17 protein-coding genes and 1 pseudogene are annotated in these 20,138 nt (G+C 57.7%); 15 read left to right on the forward strand and 3 right to left on the reverse strand.

What is annotated here, in order from left to right; genetic code table 11:
* Positions 1 to 44: 44 nt before the first annotated feature.
* From Q3970_RS01895 to hemW, 4 genes and pseudogenes are all read left to right on the forward strand, one after another.
* A pseudogene (locus Q3970_RS01895) lies at positions 45 to 190 on the forward strand (signal peptidase); the annotation flags it as partial.
* Positions 191 to 257: 67 nt separating this feature from the next.
* Positions 258 to 497: an NGO_0222 family membrane protein gene (locus Q3970_RS01900; protein WP_303098920.1), complete on the forward strand. Its 240-nt coding sequence runs from the start codon at positions 258 to 260 to the stop codon at positions 495 to 497.
* On the forward strand, positions 490 to 1,095 hold the full coding sequence (gene rdgB / locus Q3970_RS01905; RefSeq protein WP_303098921.1) for an RdgB/HAM1 family non-canonical purine NTP pyrophosphatase: 606 nt from the start codon (positions 490 to 492) through the stop codon (positions 1,093 to 1,095). Before Q3970_RS01900 ends, rdgB begins: the two co-directional genes overlap by 8 nt.
* A 177-nt stretch (positions 1,096 to 1,272) precedes the next feature.
* Positions 1,273 to 2,448, forward strand: a complete 1,176-nt coding sequence (hemW, locus tag Q3970_RS01910) for a radical SAM family heme chaperone HemW (RefSeq protein WP_303098922.1) — start codon at positions 1,273 to 1,275, stop codon at positions 2,446 to 2,448.
* A gap of 174 nt (positions 2,449 to 2,622) precedes the next feature.
* Here hemW and Q3970_RS01915 read toward each other — a convergent pair whose 3' ends face one another.
* Positions 2,623 to 3,837 (reverse strand): pyridoxal phosphate-dependent aminotransferase, encoded by a 1,215-nt coding sequence (locus tag Q3970_RS01915; RefSeq protein ID WP_303098923.1) that lies wholly within the window; start codon positions 3,835 to 3,837, stop codon positions 2,623 to 2,625.
* A 262-nt stretch (positions 3,838 to 4,099) separates the two neighbouring features.
* On the opposite strand from Q3970_RS01915, the gene hemB reads away from it, so the two are divergent.
* From hemB to Q3970_RS01930, 3 genes are all read left to right on the forward strand, one after another.
* Positions 4,100 to 5,104 carry a porphobilinogen synthase gene (gene hemB, locus Q3970_RS01920; protein ID WP_303098924.1) on the forward strand — a complete coding sequence of 335 codons (1,005 nt, stop codon included), beginning with the start codon at positions 4,100 to 4,102 and terminating at the stop codon, positions 5,102 to 5,104.
* A 276-nt stretch (positions 5,105 to 5,380) separates the two neighbouring features.
* Entirely contained in the window at positions 5,381 to 6,115 is a 735-nt protein-coding gene (locus Q3970_RS01925; RefSeq protein ID WP_303098925.1) for a glutathione peroxidase, read from the forward strand.
* A gap of 287 nt (positions 6,116 to 6,402) precedes the next feature.
* A complete protein-coding gene (locus Q3970_RS01930) occupies positions 6,403 to 7,857 on the forward strand; it encodes a dihydrolipoyl dehydrogenase (RefSeq protein ID WP_303098926.1) in 1,455 nt (484 codons plus the stop codon).
* Positions 7,858 to 8,095: 238 nt separating this feature from the next.
* On the opposite strand, the gene Q3970_RS01935 is transcribed toward Q3970_RS01930, so the two are convergent.
* The gene (locus Q3970_RS01935) at positions 8,096 to 8,668 is read right to left on the reverse strand and encodes a hypothetical protein (protein WP_303098927.1); all 573 of its coding nucleotides are present in this window, start codon (positions 8,666 to 8,668) and stop codon (positions 8,096 to 8,098) included.
* A 317-nt stretch (positions 8,669 to 8,985) separates the two neighbouring features.
* Between Q3970_RS01935 and Q3970_RS01940 the strand changes: the two genes are divergently transcribed.
* The 8 genes from Q3970_RS01940 to Q3970_RS01975 all read left to right on the forward strand — a co-directional run bounded on the left by Q3970_RS01940 (position 8,986) and on the right by Q3970_RS01975 (position 18,276).
* Entirely contained in the window at positions 8,986 to 9,351 is a 366-nt protein-coding gene (locus Q3970_RS01940; RefSeq protein WP_303098928.1) for a hypothetical protein, read from the forward strand.
* Between the two features lie 126 nt (positions 9,352 to 9,477).
* Positions 9,478 to 10,569, forward strand: coding sequence for a tRNA (uridine(54)-C5)-methyltransferase TrmA (gene trmA, locus Q3970_RS01945; RefSeq protein WP_303098929.1), 1,092 nt, complete (start codon positions 9,478 to 9,480; stop codon positions 10,567 to 10,569).
* A 64-nt stretch (positions 10,570 to 10,633) separates the two neighbouring features.
* A complete protein-coding gene (gene recO / locus Q3970_RS01950; protein ID WP_303098930.1) occupies positions 10,634 to 11,380 on the forward strand; it encodes a DNA repair protein RecO in 747 nt (248 codons plus the stop codon).
* 65 nt (positions 11,381 to 11,445) lie between these two features.
* Entirely contained in the window at positions 11,446 to 12,177 is a 732-nt protein-coding gene (gene pdxJ, locus Q3970_RS01955; RefSeq protein WP_303098931.1) for a pyridoxine 5'-phosphate synthase, read from the forward strand.
* 30 nt (positions 12,178 to 12,207) lie between these two features.
* Entirely contained in the window at positions 12,208 to 12,585 is a 378-nt protein-coding gene (gene acpS / locus Q3970_RS01960; protein WP_303098932.1) for a holo-ACP synthase, read from the forward strand.
* 123 nt (positions 12,586 to 12,708) lie between these two features.
* Positions 12,709 to 15,147, forward strand: a complete 2,439-nt coding sequence (gene ligA / locus Q3970_RS01965) for an NAD-dependent DNA ligase LigA (RefSeq protein WP_303098933.1) — start codon at positions 12,709 to 12,711, stop codon at positions 15,145 to 15,147.
* Positions 15,148 to 15,291: 144 nt separating this feature from the next.
* Positions 15,292 to 16,164 carry a UTP--glucose-1-phosphate uridylyltransferase GalU gene (gene galU / locus Q3970_RS01970; RefSeq protein ID WP_303099012.1) on the forward strand — a complete coding sequence of 291 codons (873 nt, stop codon included), beginning with the start codon at positions 15,292 to 15,294 and terminating at the stop codon, positions 16,162 to 16,164.
* Between the two features lie 129 nt (positions 16,165 to 16,293).
* On the forward strand, positions 16,294 to 18,276 hold the full coding sequence (locus Q3970_RS01975; protein WP_303098934.1) for a DNA topoisomerase IV subunit B: 1,983 nt from the start codon (positions 16,294 to 16,296) through the stop codon (positions 18,274 to 18,276).
* A 100-nt stretch (positions 18,277 to 18,376) separates the two neighbouring features.
* Here the strand turns inward: Q3970_RS01975 and Q3970_RS01980 are convergent, their stop codons facing one another.
* Entirely contained in the window at positions 18,377 to 20,038 is a 1,662-nt protein-coding gene (locus Q3970_RS01980; RefSeq protein ID WP_303098935.1) for an electron transfer flavoprotein-ubiquinone oxidoreductase, read from the reverse strand.
* Positions 20,039 to 20,138: the final 100 nt, after the last annotated feature.

Raw genomic sequence — 20,138 nt, forward strand, 5'->3', positions numbered from 1 at the left:
GGCTTTTTCCGGTTGAAAATAGAGCGCATCATAACACAGGCCGTCTGAAGAGACCTTTGCAAAACCCTCATCTGCGGCGCATTTCTGCGTTGTGTGCTGCTCGCTCGCCTGCCTATCGTGTGATATGTCTGCGCTCGCTGCGCTGCTACGCCTTGAACTGCATCCACATCTGGGGGTTTTGCAAAGGTCTCCTGAAACATTTTTTCAGACGGCCTGTGTTATGATGCGCATCTTTAGAAACCAATCTGCCGATTCTGATGAACGCCCGCAAAACCTACCTGCTCGGTATCGCCTTTTTTACCGTTTTATTTATGGCCTTGGTGCTGCTGGGAAGCTGGCTGCTTTCGGTTGAAAGCAAACAGTTTGCCGTTGCCGCCTTCCTGTTCGCCTTCTCAGCCGTGTTCGGGCAGATTGCCTGCCTGGCGCTCTACGCCCGCCAAACCGCGCGCGAAAAAGCCGCTTCGGCAGCCAAACCGCAGGAAAACCGCCATGTTTGACCAAATCGTTTTAGCTAGCGGCAACGCGGGCAAGCTGAAAGAATTTTCGCGCTGGTTTGCCCAACGCCGCATCGAAGTGCTGCCGCAGTCCCGCTTCAACGTGCCCGAGTGCCCCGAACCGCACCTTACCTTTATCGAAAACGCCATCGCCAAAGCCCGCCACGCCAGCAAACACAGCGGCAAACCCGCACTGGCCGACGACAGCGGCATCTGCGCCCAAGCCTTAGGCGGCGCGCCCGGCATTTATTCGGCGCGCTTCGCAGGCGAAAACCCGAAGTCCGACGCCGCCAACAACGCCAAACTTTCCGCCGAACTGGCCGGCAAGGCCGACAAAAGCTGTTACTACGTTTGCGTGCTGGCGCTGGTGCGCCACGAAAACGACCCGCAGCCGCTGATTGCCGAAGGCATCTGGCGCGGCGTGTGGCAAGACACGCCCGCCGGCAGCAACGGTTTCGGCTACGACCCGCATTTTTTCCTGCCCGAGTTAGGCCGCACCGCCGCCGAGCTGGACCCCGAAACCAAAAACCGCATCAGCCACCGCGGTTTGGCCCTGGCCGGGCTGGAAAAGAAAATCGATTTGCTGTACCCGCAGCCTTAAAGGCCGCGGCCTTGCAAAACAACTTCCGAGCATATGAATAACGCCTGCAAAACTCAAGCGGTTGCAAAGTATTCTGCCAAGCCTTCAGGCCGTCTGAAAACGCAGTTGCCGTGAGGAAACAAGTTTCTGCGAAGCTAAAACACCGTTTGACAACCTCCCGCAAATTTTCCCAACCCCATGACCGCCATCACCTTTCCCCGCCCCGGCCATCTTGCCGCCCTGCCGCCCTTGTCGCTCTATATCCATATCCCGTGGTGCGTGCGCAAATGCCCTTATTGCGACTTCAATTCCCACCAAGCCAAAAACGGCCTGCCCGAAGACGCTTATATCGACGCGCTGCTCACCGATTTGCAAAGCGAACTGCCCAACGTTTGGGGGCGTGCGGTGGAAACCGTGTTTATCGGCGGCGGCACGCCCAGCCTGTTTCAGGCGGCCTCGATAAACCGCCTGCTTAACGGCGTGCGTTCGCTGGTAAAGCTGCAACCGCAGGCCGAAATCACGCTCGAAGCCAACCCCGGCACGTTTGAAAAAGAGAAGTTTCAAGGGTTTAAAGACGCAGGTATCACACGCCTTTCCATCGGCGTGCAGAGTTTCGACAATGCCGCGCTGCAAAGTTTGGGGCGCATCCACAACCACCGCGAAGCCTTAGCAGCCATTGAAACCGCACTGAACCTATTCGAACGGGTAAATATCGACCTGATGTACGCCCTACCGAACCAAACCGTTCAGACGGCCTTGCACGACATACAAACCGCTATCGCTTCGGGCGCAAACCACATCAGCGCCTACCACCTCACGATGGAGCCGAACACGCCGTTCGGCCACACCCCGCCGCCCGGCCTGCCGCAAGACGAAGCCGCACTCGACATCGAAGAAACCGTGCACGGCGCGCTGGCAGAGGCAGGCTTCGCACACTACGAAACCTCGGCCTTTGCCCGCCCCGGCCATACCTGCCGCCACAACCTCAATTATTGGCAGTTCGGCGACTACATCGGCATCGGTGCCGGCGCTCACGGCAAAATTTCCTACCCCGATCACATCGAACGCACCGTGCGCCGCCGCCACCCCAACGATTATCTGGCCGCCATGCACGGCAGAGTTTCAGACGGCATCGGACGCCAAACCGTTGCAGCGGAAGATTTGCCGTTTGAGTTTATGATGAACGCCCTACGCTTAACCGACGGTGTGCCCGCCGCATGGTTGCAAGAACGCACCGGCGTGTCCGCCGCCAAAATCGCCGCCCGACTCCGTGCCGCCCGAACCAAAGGCTTGCTGGACAACGACCCGCTTTATTTCAGGCCGTCTGAAACCGGGCGGCGGTTTCTCAACGATTTGCTGCAATGCTTTTTGTGAAGAAGTGGTTTTGCATCGGGAAAATAACCGATACCCGGATTAAGCCCGAGTATGGCGGAAAATCAACATTTCTGCTTAAACAGAAGTTTAAAAATCCTCCGCTTCAAAGCAAACAAAAGGGTTGGTAACTCCAACCCTTTTGTTTTGCCCGCCGCTGATAAACTGCAATGGCCGCTACTGGCGGTAGTGTTGCAAAAAGCGCGCCAGTTTACCCATGGCTTCTTCGATTTGGTGGGCATAAGGCAGCGTTACCACTCGGAAATGATCGGGGCGTATCCAGTTGAAACCCGTGCCCTGCACCAGCAGTACCTTCTCCTGCAACAGCAAATCGTAGATGAATTTGGCATCGTCTTTAATGCCGTACATTTCCGTGTCGATTTTCGGGAACAGATACATTGCGCCTTTCGGCTTCACGCAGCTGATGCCGGGGATTTGAACGAGCATTTCGTAGGCTTTGTTGCGCTGCTCCAGCAGGCGGCCGCCGGGCAGGATAAATTCGTTGATGCTCTGATAACCGCCCAATGCGGTTTGGATGGCGTGCTGCATGGGCGTGTTGGCGCACAAACGCATCGAGGCGAGCATATCCAAACCTTCGATATAGCCTTTGGCGTGGTGTTTGGGGCCGTTGAGCACCATCCAGCCCATACGGAAACCGGCCACGCGGTAGGCTTTGGAAAGGCCGTTGAAGGTGATGGTGAGCAAATCGGGGGCGAGTGCGGCGATGTGGTGGTGTTGCGCGCCGTCGTAAAGGATTTTGTCGTAAATCTCGTCGGCGAAAATAATCAGCCCGTGGCGGCGCGCCAAGTCGGCAATCTGCAACAGGATTTCTTTGCTGTATACCGCGCCCGTGGGGTTGTTGGGGTTAATCACCACGATGGCCTTGGTGTTGGGTGTGATTTTCGATTCGATATCGGCCAGGTCGGGAAACCATTCGTTTTCTTCGTCGCACAGATAATGGCGCACGGTGCCGCCGGCCAGCGTGGCCGCCGCCGTCCACAAGGGGTAGTCGGGGGCGGGAATCAGGATTTCGTCGCCGTCGTTAAGCAGCGCCTGCATCGACATGGTAATCAGCTCGGATACGCCGTTGCCGATATACACGTCGTTTACGGTGATGCTGCGCAAATCTTTGGTTTGGTAATAATGCACGATGGCTTTGCGGGCGGAATACAGCCCTTTGGAATCGCAATAGCCCTGCGAAGTGGGCAGGTTGCGGATAACGTCGACCAAAATTTCATCGGGCGCTTCAAAGCCGAAAGGCGCGGGGTTGCCGATATTGAGTTTTAAGATTTTATGGCCTTCTTCTTCAAGGCGCAGGGCTTCTTTGTGTACGGGGCCGCGGATGTCGTAGCATACTTGGTCGAGTTTGGAGGATTTGGGAAAACGGTCCATGGTGTTGCAACTTAATCTTGTGAAATGAAAGGCTGTAAATGTACCGCTTTTACGGGGCGCTGCAAAGATGCCCGCAGTAAATTTTTAAGCCTTGCAAAACCCGCCCGGCCGTCTGAAACACGGCTTTACGGAAAGGCGGAAAACCGGCTGCCGGATTAGTGTAAGTTTGCAAAAGCCGCAGCCTGCCGCACCCCTTTCTCTTTTTAGAAGCAAATAGAGCGTATAATCGGCACCGTCCGACCATTTCAAGGTTCTTAACATTATGAATTTCCCCCACCGTTTTGTTCCCTCTTCCCGTTTGCGCCGTATGCGCAAAGATGATTTTTCCCGCCGCCTGATGCGCGAGCACTCGTTAACCGCCGATGATTTGATTTATCCGGTTTTTGTATTGGAAGGCCGCAACCAAGAAGAGCCGGTTGCTTCTATGCCGGGCGTGAAACGCCGGAGTTTGGACAAACTGCTGTATACGGCGGAAGAAGCCGTTACGCTCGGTATCCCGATGCTGGCTCTGTTCCCCGTGGTAACGCGGAATAAAACAGAAACGGCAGAAGAGGCTTACAACCCCGACGGGCTGGTGCCGACGGCGGTTCGCAAGCTGCGTGAAAGCTTTCCCGAACTGGGCATCATGACCGATGTGGCGCTCGACCCCTACACCGTTCACGGGCAGGACGGCTTAACCGATGAAACAGGTTATGTGTTGAACGACGAAACCATTGACGTACTGATCAAACAGGCTCTTTGCCACGCCGAAGCCGGCGCGCAGGTGGTGGCGCCCTCCGATATGATGGACGGCCGTATCGGCGCCATCCGCGAAGCGCTGGAAGAGCACGGCCATATCCACACCCGCATCATGGCTTATTCGGCCAAATATGCTTCGGCGTTTTACGGGCCGTTCCGCGATGCGGTGGGCAGCTCGGCCAATTTGGGCAAAGCCGGCAAATACACTTACCAGATGGATCCCGCCAATTCCGACGAAGCTTTGCAGGAAGTGGCGCTGGATATTCAGGAAGGTGCGGACATGGTGATGGTAAAGCCCGGCCTGCCGTATTTGGACATTATCCGCCGTGTAAAAGACGAATTCGGCGTGCCGACCTATGCCTATCAGGTGTCGGGCGAATACGCCATGTTGCAGGCCGCCGTCCAAAACGGCTGGCTTGACGGCAATAAGGTGGTTTTGGAAAGCCTGCTGGCATTCAAACGCGCCGGAGCCGACGGCATTCTGACTTATTACGCTTTAGAAGCCGCCAAACAGCTTCAGGCCGTCTGAAAACCCCGCAGCCGCGCCGTACGGCAGATACCGACCGTAAATTCCGGTAAAGCCGGCTGGCTTTTTCTGCAACAATCCCAACCTGTAAAACCTGCCGCCGACCCGGCGGGCAACATTTTGTTTATCAAATTTATCCGGATTTTATTTTAATAGTTTTTAATAATTAAGATTATTTGAACTATAAATTATCCAAATCAATGTAAAAGGCGTACAATCCGCCTTCATCATTTTTTGATGTACTTTTCTATCAACCTCATCATTGTTTAGGAGCTCCAAATGGCATTAGCAGACCGTACCGGCCAACAAGTCCCCAGCGTCGTATTCCACACCCGCTCAGGCGATGCCTGGAAAGACGTTTCCACCGACGATTTGTTCAAAGGCAAAAAAGTAGTGGTATTCTCACTGCCCGGCGCCTTTACCCCCACCTGTTCTTCCACCCACCTGCCCCGCTACAACGAGCTGGCCAAAGAATTCAAAGCCCGCGGTATCGACAGCATTTTGTGCGTATCGGTAAACGACACCTTCGTGATGAACGCATGGCTTGCCGACCAAGAAGCCGAAAACATCATCGTCGTGCCCGACGGCAACGGCGAATTCACTAAAGGCATGGGTATGCTGGTAAGCAAAGAAGGCTTGGGCTTCGGCGACCGCTCTTGGCGTTACTCCATGCTGGTTAACGACGGCAAAATCGAAAAAATGTTTATCGAGCCGGAAAAAGAAGGCGACCCCTTTGAAGTTTCCGATGCCGACACCATGCTGAAATTCATCGACCCCTCTTGGAAAGAGCAAGAGTCCGTTTCCATCTTTACCAAACCCGGCTGCCAATACTGCGCCAAAGCCAAACAGCTTCTGCAAGACAAAGGCCTGGACTACGAAGAAATCGTATTAGGTAAAGACGCCACCACCGTGTCCGTTCGCGCCATCACCGGCAAAACTACCGCACCGCAAGTGTTTATCGGCGGCAAATACATCGGCGGCAGCGAAGAATTGGAAGCCTACTTGGCAAAATAACCCGCAACCCGCCGGTTGCCGTGGTTTGAACGCCACCCCGAAACGTGCCGTTATCCACCAGTAACGGCACGTTTTTCAAATCCGGCAAAACAAAATGAAACGATACGGCATTATTTTTATTTTGTTTCACCGCATTCAGACGGCCTCAATATGGTTACAGGCCGTCTGAAAAAACGCAGCAGATTTACGCAAACCGGCATTGCGGGCTGCAGTTCCGGTTTTCTTAAATTTCTTGCTTTACGCTATTTTAAAGGCCGTCTGAAACGGCACCTCGAAAGGACAACACAATGAAACAACTCCAAGCAGACGTAGTAGTTATCGGCGGCGGTACCGCCGGCATGGGCGCCTTCCGCAACGCCCGCCTCCACACCGACAATGTCTACCTGATTGAAGGCAACGTATTCGGCACCACCTGTGCCCGTGTCGGCTGCATGCCTTCCAAACTGATGATTGCCGCCGCCGAAGCGCGCCACCATGCCCTGCACACCGACCCGTTCGGCATTCATTTAGACAAAAACAGCATCACTGTTAACGGCGAAGAAGTAATGAAGCGCGTGAAATCCGAGCGCGACCGCTTTGTCGGCTTCGTGGTCAGCGACGTAGAAGAATGGCCGGCCGATAAGCGCATCATGGGCAAGGCCAGATTTATCGACGAGCACACCGTCCAAATCGACGATCACACCCAAATCAAAGCCGGGCGCATCGTGATTGCCACCGGCTCCCGCCCTGTCATCATGCCGCAATGGGAAGCGCTGGGCGACAAACTGATTATCAACGACGACGTATTCTCATGGGACACCCTTCCCGAGAGCGTGGCCGTTTTCGGCCCCGGCGTAATCGGTTTGGAGCTCGGCCAGGCCCTGCACCGCTTGGGCGTAAAAGTGGAAATCTTCGGCGTAGGCGGCATGCTGGGCGGCATTTCCGACCCCGTGGTGCTGGCCGAAGCCAAAGCCGTGTTCGGCGAAGAACTAACGCTGCACCTGGATACCGATCCGTCCAAAACCGAAGTCAGACTTAACGCCGGAGGCAAAGTAGAGGTGCACTGGACGGAAAACGGCCGAAGCGGCGTTTACACCGCCGACTACCTGCTGGCCGCCGTCGGCCGCCGTCCGAATACGGATAACCTGGGTTTGGAAAACCTCTCCATCGAGCTGGACAACCGCGGCGTGCCCAAAGCCAACCCCCTGACCATGCAGACCAGCATTCCCCACATCTTTATCGCAGGCGACGCATCCAACCAGCTGCCGCTGCTGCACGAAGCCAGCGACCAAGGCAAAATCGCCGGCGACAACGCGGGCCGCTACCCCCATATCGAAAACGGCCTGCGCCGCAGCACCATCGGCGTGGTGTTCACCAGCCCGCAAATCGCCAGCATCGGCCTGAAATACGCCCAAGTTCAGGATCGCTATAAAAACCCCGAGTGTGTGGTGATCGGTGAAGTGTCGTTCCGCAACCAAGGCCGCAGCCGCGTGATGCTGGTCAATCAAGGCCATATGCGCGTATATGCCGAACAGGGTACCGGCCTGTTTGTCGGCGCCGAAATCGTCGGCCCCGCCGCCGAACACCTGGCACACCTATTGGCTTGGGCACACCAGCAAAAGATGACCGTGCCGCAAATGCTCGATATGCCCTTCTACCACCCCGTTATCGAAGAAGGCCTGCGCACCGCCCTGCGTGATGTGAACAGCAAACTGAAGCTGGGCGAAGTGCATACCGAATGTGCCGAATGCCCGGGCGAATAAGTGAGGGGAAGGCCGATACCGCAAATTCGGCCAACTTCATCAAAAATTTCTTTTCGGTCAAAACCCCGCCGTTCACGGCGGTAGAGTTTGACTTTGATTTGACAGGGGCGTAATGCCGAATCAGGGCAACATGAAGAGCGACGCCTTATGTGCACCCTGCATGTTGAAACATAATGTTATAAAACAAGGCCGTCTGAAAAAATGACTTTCAGACGGCCTTGTTTTATTTCACTGGCGCTTATTTTTTAGCCGGTGCTTTTTTTGCAGGCGCTTTGGCGGGTGCGGCCGCTTTGTTCAGTTTGGCGGTGCCCGCTTTGTCGAGCACGCAGCCGCGGGTTACGATTTGCGACACTTGCTGCTGGCGGCCGTTTACGGTTTCCACCGCCATCTGGGTCAGCATATTGCCGTTTACTTTATCCACATTGGCGGCAGTGGCTTTGTTTGCCGACCATGTGATACCGCCGCCGGCAAAGATGTTTTGATCATCATTTCCCACCACGCGGAAGAGGCCGGGGGAAACTTTGTCTTGGTATTTGACCTGTGCGGCCACTACTTCGCCGTTTTTGAAACCATACATCACGTTCAGCGGGTTTTGGCCTTTGTCGCCGCATTTGTAGGCCACTTCTTTTTTGCCGTCGATAGAATCAACCTGAACGGTTTGCGGCTCTTGGATTTGCGCCGCCGGCTGCTGTTGTGCGGCAGCGGCGGGGGCAGGTTGGGCTTTGGGCTTGTCTTTGCCGAACATACCGCAGGCACTCAGGGCGGTTACCACGGCCAGAGCCGGAACGATGGTTTTCAAGTTTGACTTCATAAAGTTACTCCGTTAGTCGTTTTATTCACATGCGCCGCTACGGCACAGACGGGGGATTTGGCAACGATAACAGATAAAAAGTTCCGTGTCTTTATTACATTGTGGCCGAAAAACGGGCGGCCGTACAGAAAATGAACCATCTTCAAAGCCTTATACCGTTGATTTGGCTTTTGTTTATGCCGTATGAAAAAACAATTCAAAACAAGTAAAGATTTGCCCTGCATTACCCGGGCGGCAGAAAACAATACTGCCCCATTGCTTTATAATAGGCGCCGGCCCGCCTCCCGCACGCAACCCGACCGAGAAAGAAAACCGCCATGAACAACGATGTTATCGAACACAACAACCCCGCGCCGGATAACAGCCTGCGCACTTACACCATCATCATCTACGCCCTTTACGCCCTCTCGCTGCTCAACGGTATCACCGCGCCGGCAGGCGTGATTATGGCTTATGTGAAACGCGGCGAGGCGGCGGGCACGGTTTATCACAGCCATGTGCAATATCTGATTAAAACTTTCTGGTATACCCTGCTGGCCATGTTAATCGGCTGGCTCACACTGGTTGTCTTCATAGGCTTCGTGGTTATCCTCATAGCCAGCGCGTGGTTTGTCTACCGCGTGGTGGCCGGATTTGTGAAACTGCTGGACAACCGCCCCGTCTCGCCCGACGGCTGGCTGTAAACGAATGTTTGGTTTGTTTTCAGACGGCCTGTTAAGAGAAAGGCCGTCTGAAAACAAGCTGCCCGCATAGCGAAAAAAACGTATTTACGCTATATAATCGCCCTCTTTCCCACGATTGCCCCAACCATGACCGACTCTGCCTACCAGCAACAGCTAAACGGAAAAATCCGCCACATCGGACAACTGTTCGCGCCGCTGTCCGTGCCCGCTTTGGAAGTGTTCGACTCCCCCGAACGGCACTACCGTATGCGCGCCGAGTTCAGGGTTTGGCACGAAGGCGAAACCATGTTTTACGCCATGTTCGAACAGGGGCGCAAAGCCGGCGGGGCAACCATGCAGCGCTGCGACAGCTTTGCCCCCGCCTGCGAAGCCGTCAACCTCCTGATGCCGCGCCTGCTCGCAGCGGCCGGCCGTATGAGTGTGCTGAAAAACCGCTGGTATCAGGTGGAGTTTCTCGCCACCCTGAGCGGCGAAATGCTGGTTACGATGATCTACCACAAAAAACTCGACGACACCTGGCGCGCCGCTGCCGAAGAGATGCAAAACGAGCTGGGCATCGCCGTTATCGGCCGCAGCAAAGGGCAGAAAATCGTGCTGAAGCAGGATTTCGTTACCGAAAAACTGAACGTGGGCGGCAACCCGTTCGTTTACCGCCAATACGAAGGCAGTTTCACCCAACCCAACGCCGCCGTTTGTGAAAAAATGCTCGCTTGGGCGTGCAACGTGGCACAGCACATCGGCGGCGACATGCTGGAACTCTATTGCGGCAACGGCAACTTCACCCTGCCGCTCGCACGCAGTTTCGATAAAGTGCTGGCCACCGAAGTATCGAAAACCTCGGTGCAGGCCGCATTATGGAATATAGAAGCGAACGGCAGCGGCAACGTGAAAATCGCCCGTTTGTCGGCCGAAGAATTTACCGAAGCCTACACCGGCGTGCGCGCGTTCCGCCGCCTGCAAGAACAAGGCATCGTATTGGCCGACTACCGCTTTTCCACCATTTTCGTCGATCCGCCGCGCGCCGGCATCGACAGCGAAACCCTGAAACTGGTGCGGCAGTTCGACCATGTGATTTATATTTCGTGCAACCCCGAAACCCTGCGCGCCAACCTCGACACGCTGGCGCAGACCCACCGCATACGCCGCATGGCGCTGTTCGACCAGTTTCCGTTTACCCCCCATATCGAAAGCGGGGTATGGCTGGAAAAGCGCAGGTAAAGCGCCTAAGGCCGCCTGAAACCGTTTCAGACGGCCTGCCGCAACCGGATAAACCGTTATTAATATGCCCGCCCAAACCCACCGCATCAACCACGAACCCGCCTTCCTGCTCACCGCCAAACCCTGGCGCGAAAGCAGCCTGTGGCTGGAAATGTTCAGCCGCCGCTACGGGCGCGTGGCCCTGCTCGCCCGCAGCGCCCGCACGCGCCAGAGCGAGTTGCGCGGCGTGCTGGTGCCGTTTGTGCCGGTGAGCGCATCGTGGTACGGTTCGCAGGAGCTGAAAACCCTGCACCGCGCCGAATGGCTGGGCGGTTGGCGGCAGCCGCAGGGGCGGCCGCTGTTCAGCGGGCTGTATGCCAACGAATTGGTATACAGACTCACCGCCCGCGAAGACCCTCACCCCGCCCTATACGACGCGCTCCACACCCTGATGCGCGCGGTGGCCGAAGAACCGAACCACGTTGCCTCCCTGCGCCGCTTCGAGTGGGCGTTGTTAACCGAACTGGGCTTCGCCCCCGACCTGCAACACGACGAACACGGCCAACCCGTTGCCGCCGGGCAAACCTACTGGCTGCGCCCCGAACACGCCCCGCTGCCGCTGGCACAGGCGGGCGGTTTGCCGCAGCACGAAGCACAAGGCGTTGCGGTGGACGGCAGCACCTTAATCCAACTGCGAAACGGCATTTTCGACAACGGCGAAAGTTTGCAGCAAACCCTCAAACTCACCCGTATGCTGCTGGATTTCCGCCTGCCCGAAGGCATCAAATCGCGGCAGGTTTTGCAGCAGATGCAGGCGTTTCAGACGGCCTGAATTTTTTGCCCAACCCGCACAGGCCGTCTGAAAACACAACCAGACCTTCAAAAAGGAACCGAACCATGTTACTAGGCGTAAACATCGACCACGTCGCCACCCTGCGCAACGCCCGCGGCACCCCCTACCCCAGCCCGCTCGAAGCCGCGCTGATTGCCGAAACCCACGGCGCCGACCTGATCACCCTGCACCTGCGCGAAGACCGCCGCCACATCAAAGACGCCGACGTATCCGCCATCAAAAACGCTATCCGCACCCGCATGAACCTCGAAATGGCGCTCACCGAAGAAATGCTCGAAAACGCCCTTAAAGTGATGCCCGAAGACGTGTGCATCGTGCCCGAAAAGCGCGAAGAAATCACCACCGAAGGCGGCCTCGACGTTTTGGCGCAGCAAGACAAAATCGCCGCCTTCACCAAAACGCTCACCGAAGCCGGCATCCGCGTTTCCCTGTTTATCGACGCCGACGAAGCGCAAATCCAAGCCGCCCGCGACGTGGGCGCACCCGTTATCGAACTGCACACCGGCGCCTATGCCGATGCCGAAACGCCGCATGCGCGCGCGACGCAATTGCAGCGCATCGAAGAAGGCGCGAACTTCGGTAGCGATTTGGGGCTGGTTGTCAATGCAGGCCACGGCCTCACCATCCACAACGTAACCCCGATTGCCAAAATTCTCGCCATCCATGAGCTGAACATCGGCCATTCGCTGATTGCCCAAGCCGTGTTCCTCGGCCTGCCCGAAGCGATACGGCAGATGAAAGAAGTGATGTTCAGGGCGCGCTCGCTGCCTTATTGAGGCCGTCTGAAAACCCGCAAAGGAAACCCCATGATCTACGGAATCGGCACCGACATCGTTGCGCAGGAGCGCATCGAAAAACTGCATAAAAAATACGGCCAAGCCTTCGCCCGGCGCCTGCTCAGCCGCATCGAACTGCTCGAATACCCGCAGTCGGGCAGGCCGGTAAACTTTCTCGCCAAACGCTTCGCCGCCAAAGAAGCCTTCGCCAAAGCCGTCGGCACCGGCCTGCGCTCGCCCGTTAGCCTGCGCAACATCGGCGTGGGGCACGACGGATTGGGCAAACCGGAATTTATCTGCGAACCTGATTTGCAGCAGTGGCTGCAAGAAAAAGGCATCAAACACGTGCATTTGAGCATGAGCGACGAGGGCGGCCGGGTGCTGGCGTTTGCCGTGGCCGAAAAATAAGCGCGCCCGTCCGAAACGGCAAGCCCTCTTTTTTCTATACAATATGCTTTGTGTTCAGACGGCCTGATGCGTGAACAAGGCCGTCTGAAAAACCTTTTATCTTTTTTCAGACGGCCTGATGTTATGAACGACCCCGCCCTCCGCATCCGCGAACTTACCGCCCTGCTCAACCGCTACGCCTACGAATACTACACCCTCGACGCGCCCAGCGTGCCCGATGCCGAATACGACACGCTCTTTCGCGAACTCGAAGCGCTCGAAGCCGCCCATCCGCAGTTGAAACTGCCCGACAGCCCCACCCTGCGCGTGGGCGGCCAACCGTTGGCGGGTTTCGAGAGCGTGCGCCACGAAGTGCCGATGCTGTCGCTTTCCAACGCCTTTTCGCCGCAAAACGGAAACGGTGCGTTCGACCACGCCGAAATGTATGCCTTCGACGAGCGCGTGCGCGGCGGCTTGGGCGGCAGAAAGCCGGAATATGTAATCGAACCGAAGTTCGACGGCTTGGCCGTCAGCCTGCTCTACCGCAGCGGCGTGCTGGAGCGCGCCGCCACGCGCGGCGACGGTTCGGTGGGCGAAGACGTTACCCTCAACGTGAAAACCATCGCCAACGTGCCGCTCAGGCTGCACGGCGGGCAAGTGCCCGAATTAATCGAAGTGCGCGGCGAAGTGCTGATGCTCAAAGCCGATTTTGCCGCGCTGAACGAGCAGCAGGCCGCCGCCGGCCAAAAACTGTTTGCCAACCCGCGCAATGCCGCCGCCGGCAGCCTGCGCCAACTCGATTCGCGCATCACCGCCCGCCGCCGCCTGCATTTTTTCGCCTACGGCATCGCCCGCAACGAAGGCGGCTTGGCGTCCGCCACGCATTTTGAAGAACTGGAATATCTGAAAGAACTGGGCTTCAGCCTGCCCGACGGCCAGTACGGCGTGTTCCCCGACATCGCCGGCGTGTTGGCGTTTTACGAAGAAATGAGCAAAAAACGCCCCGGCCTGCCCTACGAAATCGACGGCATGGTGGTGAAAGTGAACAGCCTGGCCGAACAACAGGAGCTGGGCTTTATTTCGCGCGCGCCGCGCTGGGCCGTCGCGCACAAATTCCCCGCCGAAGAAGCCCTTACCGTGGTGGAAGCCATTGACGTGCAGGTGGGGCGCACCGGCGCGGTAACGCCCGTTGCCCGCCTGCAACCGGTGTTTGTGGGCGGCGTAACCGTTACCAACGCCACCCTGCACAACGAAGGCGAAACGCAGCGCAAAGACGTGCGCGTGGGCGACACCGTGGTGGTACGCCGTGCGGGCGACGTGATTCCCGAAGTGGTGCGCGTGATTTTCGAGCGCCGCCCGATGCGCGAAGCCGCCGCCGCTTCAGACGGCCTGCAAGGCGATATGTTCGACAGGCCGTCTGAAAGCCGCAGCGAACCCGTTCACCCGCAATACCGCCTGCCCGAACACTGCCCGATTTGCGGCAGCGGCATCGAGCGCGAAGAAGGCGGAGCGGTGGCCCGGTGCAGCGGCGGCATGCTGTGCCGCGCCCAGCGCGCGCAGGGGCTGATCCACTTCGCCTCGCGCAAAGCGATGGACATCGAAGGCTTGGGGCAGCGGCAAATCGAGCAATTGGTGGCGCAGGATTTGGTGAAACATTTCGCCGATTTATACCGCCTCGACATTCCCGCCTTGCAGCAGATGAAAGAAAACGCCGACAAAAGCGAAACGCAACCGGAAGGCGGCGGCGAACCGCTTTCAGACGGCCAAAAAAACGGCAAAAAACAGTCGCCCGTTAAGTGGGCGCAAAACATTCTGACCGGCATCAAAGCGAGCAAACAGCCCGACTTGGCGCGTTTTCTGTTTGCACTGGGCATACGCCATGTGGGCGAGCGCACCGCCAAATCGCTGGCTCAGGCATTCGGCACGCTCGAAAAAGTGCGCCGTGCCCCCGAGCCGCTGCTGGCCTGCCTGCCCGACATCGGCACCGTGGTGGCGCATTCCGTTTCCCGGTTTTTCTCCGATTCCGAACAGCAGGCCATGATAGACGAACTGCTGGCCGCCGGCGTGTCGCCGAAAAACCGGCCCGTTACCCTGCCGCTTTCGCAATATGCCGAACCGCAAAAATGGCTCGCCCGCCTGCCCGGCTACAAAACCAGCGAAACAAAAGCCGCCGCGTTATGGGAATTGGCCGGCAAAAGCATGGCCGGCCTGATTGGCGACAACGCACTCAACGCCGAATGGCAGCAATGGCGCAGCCAGCCCGCCAATCTCGCCCTCTTGCACGATATAGAAGCGTTTTTGAACGGCATGCCGTCTGAAAACGAAACGCAGCCCGAGGGCGGCAACAGCGCCGTTGCAGGCAAAACCTTCGTGCTCACCGGCACCCTGCCCACGCTCAAGCGCGACGAAGCACAGGCCCTTATCGAAGCCGCAGGCGGCAAAGTGTCGGGCAGCGTGTCGAAAAAAACCGACTATGTGGTAGCCGGCGAAGCGGCGGGCAGCAAACTCGAAAAAGCGCAGGCCTTAGGCGTGGCGGTGCTGGATGAAGCGCAACTGAAAACCCTGCTGAATATCGGCAGATAACCAGACCTACCCATCTCTGCCGCAAACCCGTAAAATCCGTAATTTTGAACCGTGCACCATAATTTTTCAGACGGCCGCCGTATTTAAGCAGACTTAATCCGTGCCCGTATGGTCATACATTCAATTATTTGAGGAGCCAACATGATCAAACCGATTAAAAAAGCCGTATTCCCCGTTGCCGGCATGGGCACCCGCTTTCTGCCCGCCACCAAAGCCAGCCCCAAAGAAATGCTGCCGATTGTCGATAAGCCCCTGATCCAATACGCGGTAGAAGAAGCCGTGGCTGCAGGCTGCACCGAAATGGTGTTCGTTACCGGCCGCAACAAGCGCAGCATAGAAGACCACTTCGACAAAGCCTACGAACTCGAAACCGAGCTGGAACAGCGCAATAAAGACAAACTGCTCGAACACGTTAAAGACATCCTGCCGCCCGAAATCACCTGCCTGTATATCCGCCAGGCCGAAGCGCTGGGCTTGGGCCACGCCGTGCTGTGCGCCCGCGCCGCCGTGGGCGACAACCCTTTCGCCGTGATTCTGGCCGACGACTTAATCGACGCCCCGCAAGGCGCGCTCAAACAGATGGTCGATATCTACAACCAAACCGGCAACAGCGTGCTGGGCGTGGAAACGGTGGATCCTTCCCAAACCGGCTCCTACGGCATCGTGGAAGTGGAAAACCTCAAAAACTACAAACGCATCACCAATATCGTTGAAAAACCCAAACCCGAAGAAGCGCCTTCCAATCTGGCCGTGGTAGGCCGCTACATCCTCACCCCGCGCATTTTCAGCCTCTTAACCAACCTGCCGCGCGGCGCCGGCGGTGAAATCCAGCTCACCGACGGCATCGCCCGCCTGCTCGACCACGAATTCGTGCTGGCACACGCCTTCGAAGGCACGCGCTACGACTGCGGCAGCAAGCTGGGTTATCTCGAAGCCACCGTTGCCTACGGCTTGAAACACCCCGAAACAGGCGCGGCATTCCGCGAACTGTTGCAGCAATACACCGGCAAAAACTAAACGGACGCTTTGCCGGCAATGCCTTAAAAACTGCTTTCAGACGGCCTGTGATAAAGAAACAGGCCGTCTGAAACCGTTCCGGCTATCTATGCTAAAATCCCGCCCGACTGATCCAACCCCACACCCGCCATGACCACACCCCAATACAGCGAATCGAGCATCACCGTACTCAAAGGCCTGGAGCCGGTAAAAGAACGCCCGGGCATGTACACCCGCACCGAAAGCCCCACCCACATCTGCCAGGAAGTTATCGACAACGCCGCCGACGAAGCACTCGGCGGTTTTGCCACGCGGATCGACGTGGAAATCCACGCCGACGGCTCTCTGTCGGTGCGCGACAACGGCCGCGGCATTCCCACCGGCCTGCACCCCGCCGAAAACGTACCGGTGGTGGAGTTGGTGTTTACGCGTTTGCACGCGGGCGGCAAGTTCAACAAAAAAGACGGCGGCAGCGCCTATGCCTTTTCAGGCGGCCTGCACGGTGTGGGCGTGTCGGTAACCAACGCGCTTTCCACCCGTTTGGAAGTAACCGTCAAACGCGAAGGAAAAATCCGGCGTATCGTGTTTGCCGGCGGCGATGTAGTCGAACCCTTGATCGAAACCGGCAAATGCGCGGTAAAAGATTCCGGCACCGAAGTACGCGTGTGGCCGGACGGCAAATACTTTGAAAGCCCGAACTACAGCATCGCCGAACTGGAGCGGCTGCTGCGCGCCAAGGCCGTGCTGCTGCCCGGCGTTACCGTGTCGCTCACCCGCCCCGTTAAAGGTGAACCTGAGCCGCAAACGCAAACCTGGCACTACCCCGACGGCCTCAAAGGCTATCTCGCCGACCTCATCGGCGAAGCGCAGGAAGCCGTGCCGGTGTTTGCCGGCGAAAACTATATTTCAACCGGCCACGAAGGTGATTTTGCTGCCGGCGAAGGCGCGGCTTTCGCGCTCACCTGGCTGGAAGACGGCGTGTGCAACAGCGAGAGCTACGTCAACCTGATTCCCACCCCGCTGGGCGGCACCCACGAAGCGGGTTTGAAACAGGCCGTGTTCGGCGCGGTGAACAATTTCATCAACCACCACAACCTGTTGCCGCGCGGCGTGAAAGTGCAAAGCGACGACGTATTCGGCCGCGTGGCCTTCGTATTGTCCGCCCGCGTGCTCGACCCGCAGTTCCAAGGCCAAACCAAAGACAAACTCACCAACCGCGACGCGCTCAAGCTCGTGGCCGCGGTGTCGGGCGACCCGCTCGAATTGTGGCTCAACCAAAACGTAGAAGCCGGTAAAAAAATCGCCGAGCTCGCCATCCGGCAGGCGCAGGCGCGGATGCGCTCAGTGAAGAAAATCGAAAAGAAAAAAGGCAGCGGCGTGGCGGTGCTGCCCGGCAAACTCACCGACTGCGAAAGCGAAGACATCCGCGAAAACGAGCTGTTTCTGGTGGAAGGCGATTCGGCCGGCGGTTCGGCCAAACTCGCGCGCGACAAAGCCACCCAAGCCATCCTGCCCCTGCGCGGCAAAGTGCTCAACAGCTTTGAAGTCCACCCCGACCAACTGTTCGGCAACGCCGAAATCCACGATATTTCCGTCGCCATCGGCGTCGACCCCCACGGCGCGGGCGACAACCCCGATTTAAGCGGCCTGCGCTACGGCAAAATCGCCATTTTGTCGGACGCCGACGTGGACGGCTCGCATATCCAAGTGCTGCTGCTCACGCTGTTTTACCGCCACTTTCCCAAGCTGGTTTCTGACGGCCATATTTATGTCGCCCAACCGCCGCTGTTCCGCGTCGATGTCAACGCGCAGGGCAAAACCAAACCCGCCCGCAAATTCTACGCGCTCGACCAAGCCGAACTGGACGGCATTTTAGAACGCCTGCAAAAAGAAGGCCTGTCTGAAAACAAATATGCCATCAGCCGTTTCAAAGGCTTGGGCGAAATGAACCCCGACCAGCTCAAAGACACCACCATGCACCCCGACACCCGCCGCCTGCTGCAGGTGCAGATTCCCGACGGCGCGATCGAAGAAACCCACGGCATTTTCGTGAAGCTGATGGGCAAAGGCGAAGCCGCTGCCCGCCGCGCGTGGATGGAGGCCGAAGGCGATACGGCGCAGGTGGATATTTAACCCGACGGCCGAATCCGGCCGGCCGGAAAAAAAACAGAGGCCGTCTGAAAACTTTTCAGACGGCCTTGATGCTTTCTGCCGCTTGGCCAAATCCTGCAAACTACATCGCGCCGTAATTCGGGCCGCTGCCGCCTTCGGGGCAGACCCACACGATATTTTGCGTGGGGTCTTTGATGTCGCAGGTTTTGCAGTGCACGCAGTTTTGCGCATTGATCTGCAACTGCGGTTCGCCGTTTTCTTCCACGATTTCATACACGCCGGCGGGGCAGTAGCGCGTTTCGGGGGCGGCGTATTCTTTCAGGTTTACATCAAGCATGGTTTGCGGGTTTTTCAGCTTCAGGTGCGAAGGTTGGTTTTCTTCGTGGCTGAGGTTGGCGAGAAACACGCTGCTCATGCGGTCGAACGTGAGTTTGCCGTCGGGTTTGGGATAGTCGATGGGGCGGGCGGCGGCGGCTTTTTTCAAAGCGCCGTGGTCGGTGCCGTGGTGTTTGATGGTCCACGGCGTTTTGCCTTTAAACACATATTGTTCCAGCCCGGTGTAGGCCATGGCGGGGAACAGCCCCCATTTGAAGGCGGGGCGGATGTTGCGGGCGGCGTGCAATTCGCGGTATGCCCAGCTTTGTTTGAACAAATCTTCGTAGGCATAGGCGGTTTTGCCGCCGGTTGATGCCTCTGCCTCCCCGGGGCTTTCCAAAACGGGAAAAACCGCTTCGGCCGCCAGCATGGCCGATTTCATGGCGGTGTGTATGCCTTTGATGCGCGGCACGTTCAAGAAGCCTGCGGCGTCGCCCACCAGCACGCCGCCGCGGAAGGCAAGTTTGGGCAGGCTTTGCAGGCCGCCTTCGGTGAGCGCGCGCGCGCCGTAGGCGATGCGGCGGCCGCCTTCGAAGGTTTTGCGGATTTCAGGGTGGGTTTTGAAACGCTGAAACTCTTCAAACGGCGAAAGATAGGGGTTTTGGTAGTCCAAACCCACCACAAAGCCTACCGCCACTTGGTTGTTGTCGAGATGGTAGATAAACGAGCCGCCGTAGGTTTTGGTGTCGAGCGGCCAGCCGGTGCTGTGCACCACCAGGCCGGGTTGGCATTGGCCGGCGGGCACTTCCCAGATTTCTTTGATGCCGATGCCGTAGGTTTGCGGCTGGCTGTCGCGTTCGAGCGCGTATTTCTCAATCACCTGCCGGCTGAGCGAGCCGCGGCAGCCTTCGGCGAACACGGTTTGCTGCGCCCAAAGCTCCATACCGGGTTGGAATGTTTCGGTGGCTTCGCCGTCTTTGCCCACGCCCATATTGCCGGTGGCGATGCCTTTCACCGAGCCGTCGGGGTGGTAGAGCACTTCGGCGGCGGCAAAGCCGGGGTAGATTTCCACGCCGAGACTTTCGGCCTGCTCGGCCAGCCAGCGGCACAATGCGCCGAGGCTGATAATGTAGTTGCCGTGGTTGTTGAAATTTGGGGTAACCGGCAGTTTGCAGGCTTTGTTTTGGGTGAGGAACAGCACTTGGTCGGCGGTTACGCTGCGGGTAACCGGCGCGCCTTGCGTTTTCCACTCGGGCAAGAGTTCGTTGAGCACGGCGGGGTCGAAAACCGCGCCCGATAAAATGTGCGCCCCCACTTCCGAACCTTTTTCCACCACGCACACGCTGGTTTCGCGCCCCGCCTGCTGCGCAAGCTGTTTGAGCCTGATGGCGGCCGACAAGCCCGCGGGGCCTGCGCCGACAACAACGACGTCATACTGCATACTGTCGCGTTCGATGGTTTCGGTCATGGTTGTGGTTCCTGTTGGTTGCGGCGCCTAAGCGGTTTGGTTTTTTAGCCCCTCCCGTTTTCAGACGGCCTGTTATTGGTTTTGAAATATCGGATTATAC

Source organism: Neisseria sp., assembly GCF_030530745.1.
In the GTDB taxonomy this organism is placed as follows: domain Bacteria; phylum Pseudomonadota; class Gammaproteobacteria; order Burkholderiales; family Neisseriaceae; genus Neisseria.

Bases quoted from the DNA above. Each gene is read 5' to 3' on its own strand.
- acpS (WP_303098932.1), top strand. From the start codon at position 12,208: ATGATCTACGGAATCGGCACCGACATCGTTGCGCAGGAGCGCATCGAA.
- hemW (WP_303098922.1), top strand. From the start codon at position 1,273: ATGACCGCCATCACCTTTCCCCGCCCCGGCCATCTTGCCGCCCTGCCG.
- Q3970_RS01975 (WP_303098934.1), top strand. From the start codon at position 16,294: ATGACCACACCCCAATACAGCGAATCGAGCATCACCGTACTCAAAGGC.
- Q3970_RS01940 (WP_303098928.1), top strand. From the start codon at position 8,986: ATGAACAACGATGTTATCGAACACAACAACCCCGCGCCGGATAACAGC.
- rdgB (WP_303098921.1), top strand. From the start codon at position 490: ATGTTTGACCAAATCGTTTTAGCTAGCGGCAACGCGGGCAAGCTGAAA.
- pdxJ (WP_303098931.1), top strand. From the start codon at position 11,446: ATGTTACTAGGCGTAAACATCGACCACGTCGCCACCCTGCGCAACGCC.
- Q3970_RS01900 (WP_303098920.1), top strand. From the start codon at position 258: ATGAACGCCCGCAAAACCTACCTGCTCGGTATCGCCTTTTTTACCGTT.
- recO (WP_303098930.1), top strand. From the start codon at position 10,634: ATGCCCGCCCAAACCCACCGCATCAACCACGAACCCGCCTTCCTGCTC.
- Q3970_RS01980 (WP_303098935.1), bottom strand. From the start codon at position 20,038: ATGACCGAAACCATCGAACGCGACAGTATGCAGTATGACGTCGTTGTT.
- Q3970_RS01935 (WP_303098927.1), bottom strand. From the start codon at position 8,668: ATGAAGTCAAACTTGAAAACCATCGTTCCGGCTCTGGCCGTGGTAACC.
- hemB (WP_303098924.1), top strand. From the start codon at position 4,100: ATGAATTTCCCCCACCGTTTTGTTCCCTCTTCCCGTTTGCGCCGTATG.
- Q3970_RS01930 (WP_303098926.1), top strand. From the start codon at position 6,403: ATGAAACAACTCCAAGCAGACGTAGTAGTTATCGGCGGCGGTACCGCC.
- Q3970_RS01915 (WP_303098923.1), bottom strand. From the start codon at position 3,837: ATGGACCGTTTTCCCAAATCCTCCAAACTCGACCAAGTATGCTACGAC.
- ligA (WP_303098933.1), top strand. From the start codon at position 12,709: ATGAACGACCCCGCCCTCCGCATCCGCGAACTTACCGCCCTGCTCAAC.
- Q3970_RS01925 (WP_303098925.1), top strand. From the start codon at position 5,381: ATGGCATTAGCAGACCGTACCGGCCAACAAGTCCCCAGCGTCGTATTC.
- trmA (WP_303098929.1), top strand. From the start codon at position 9,478: ATGACCGACTCTGCCTACCAGCAACAGCTAAACGGAAAAATCCGCCAC.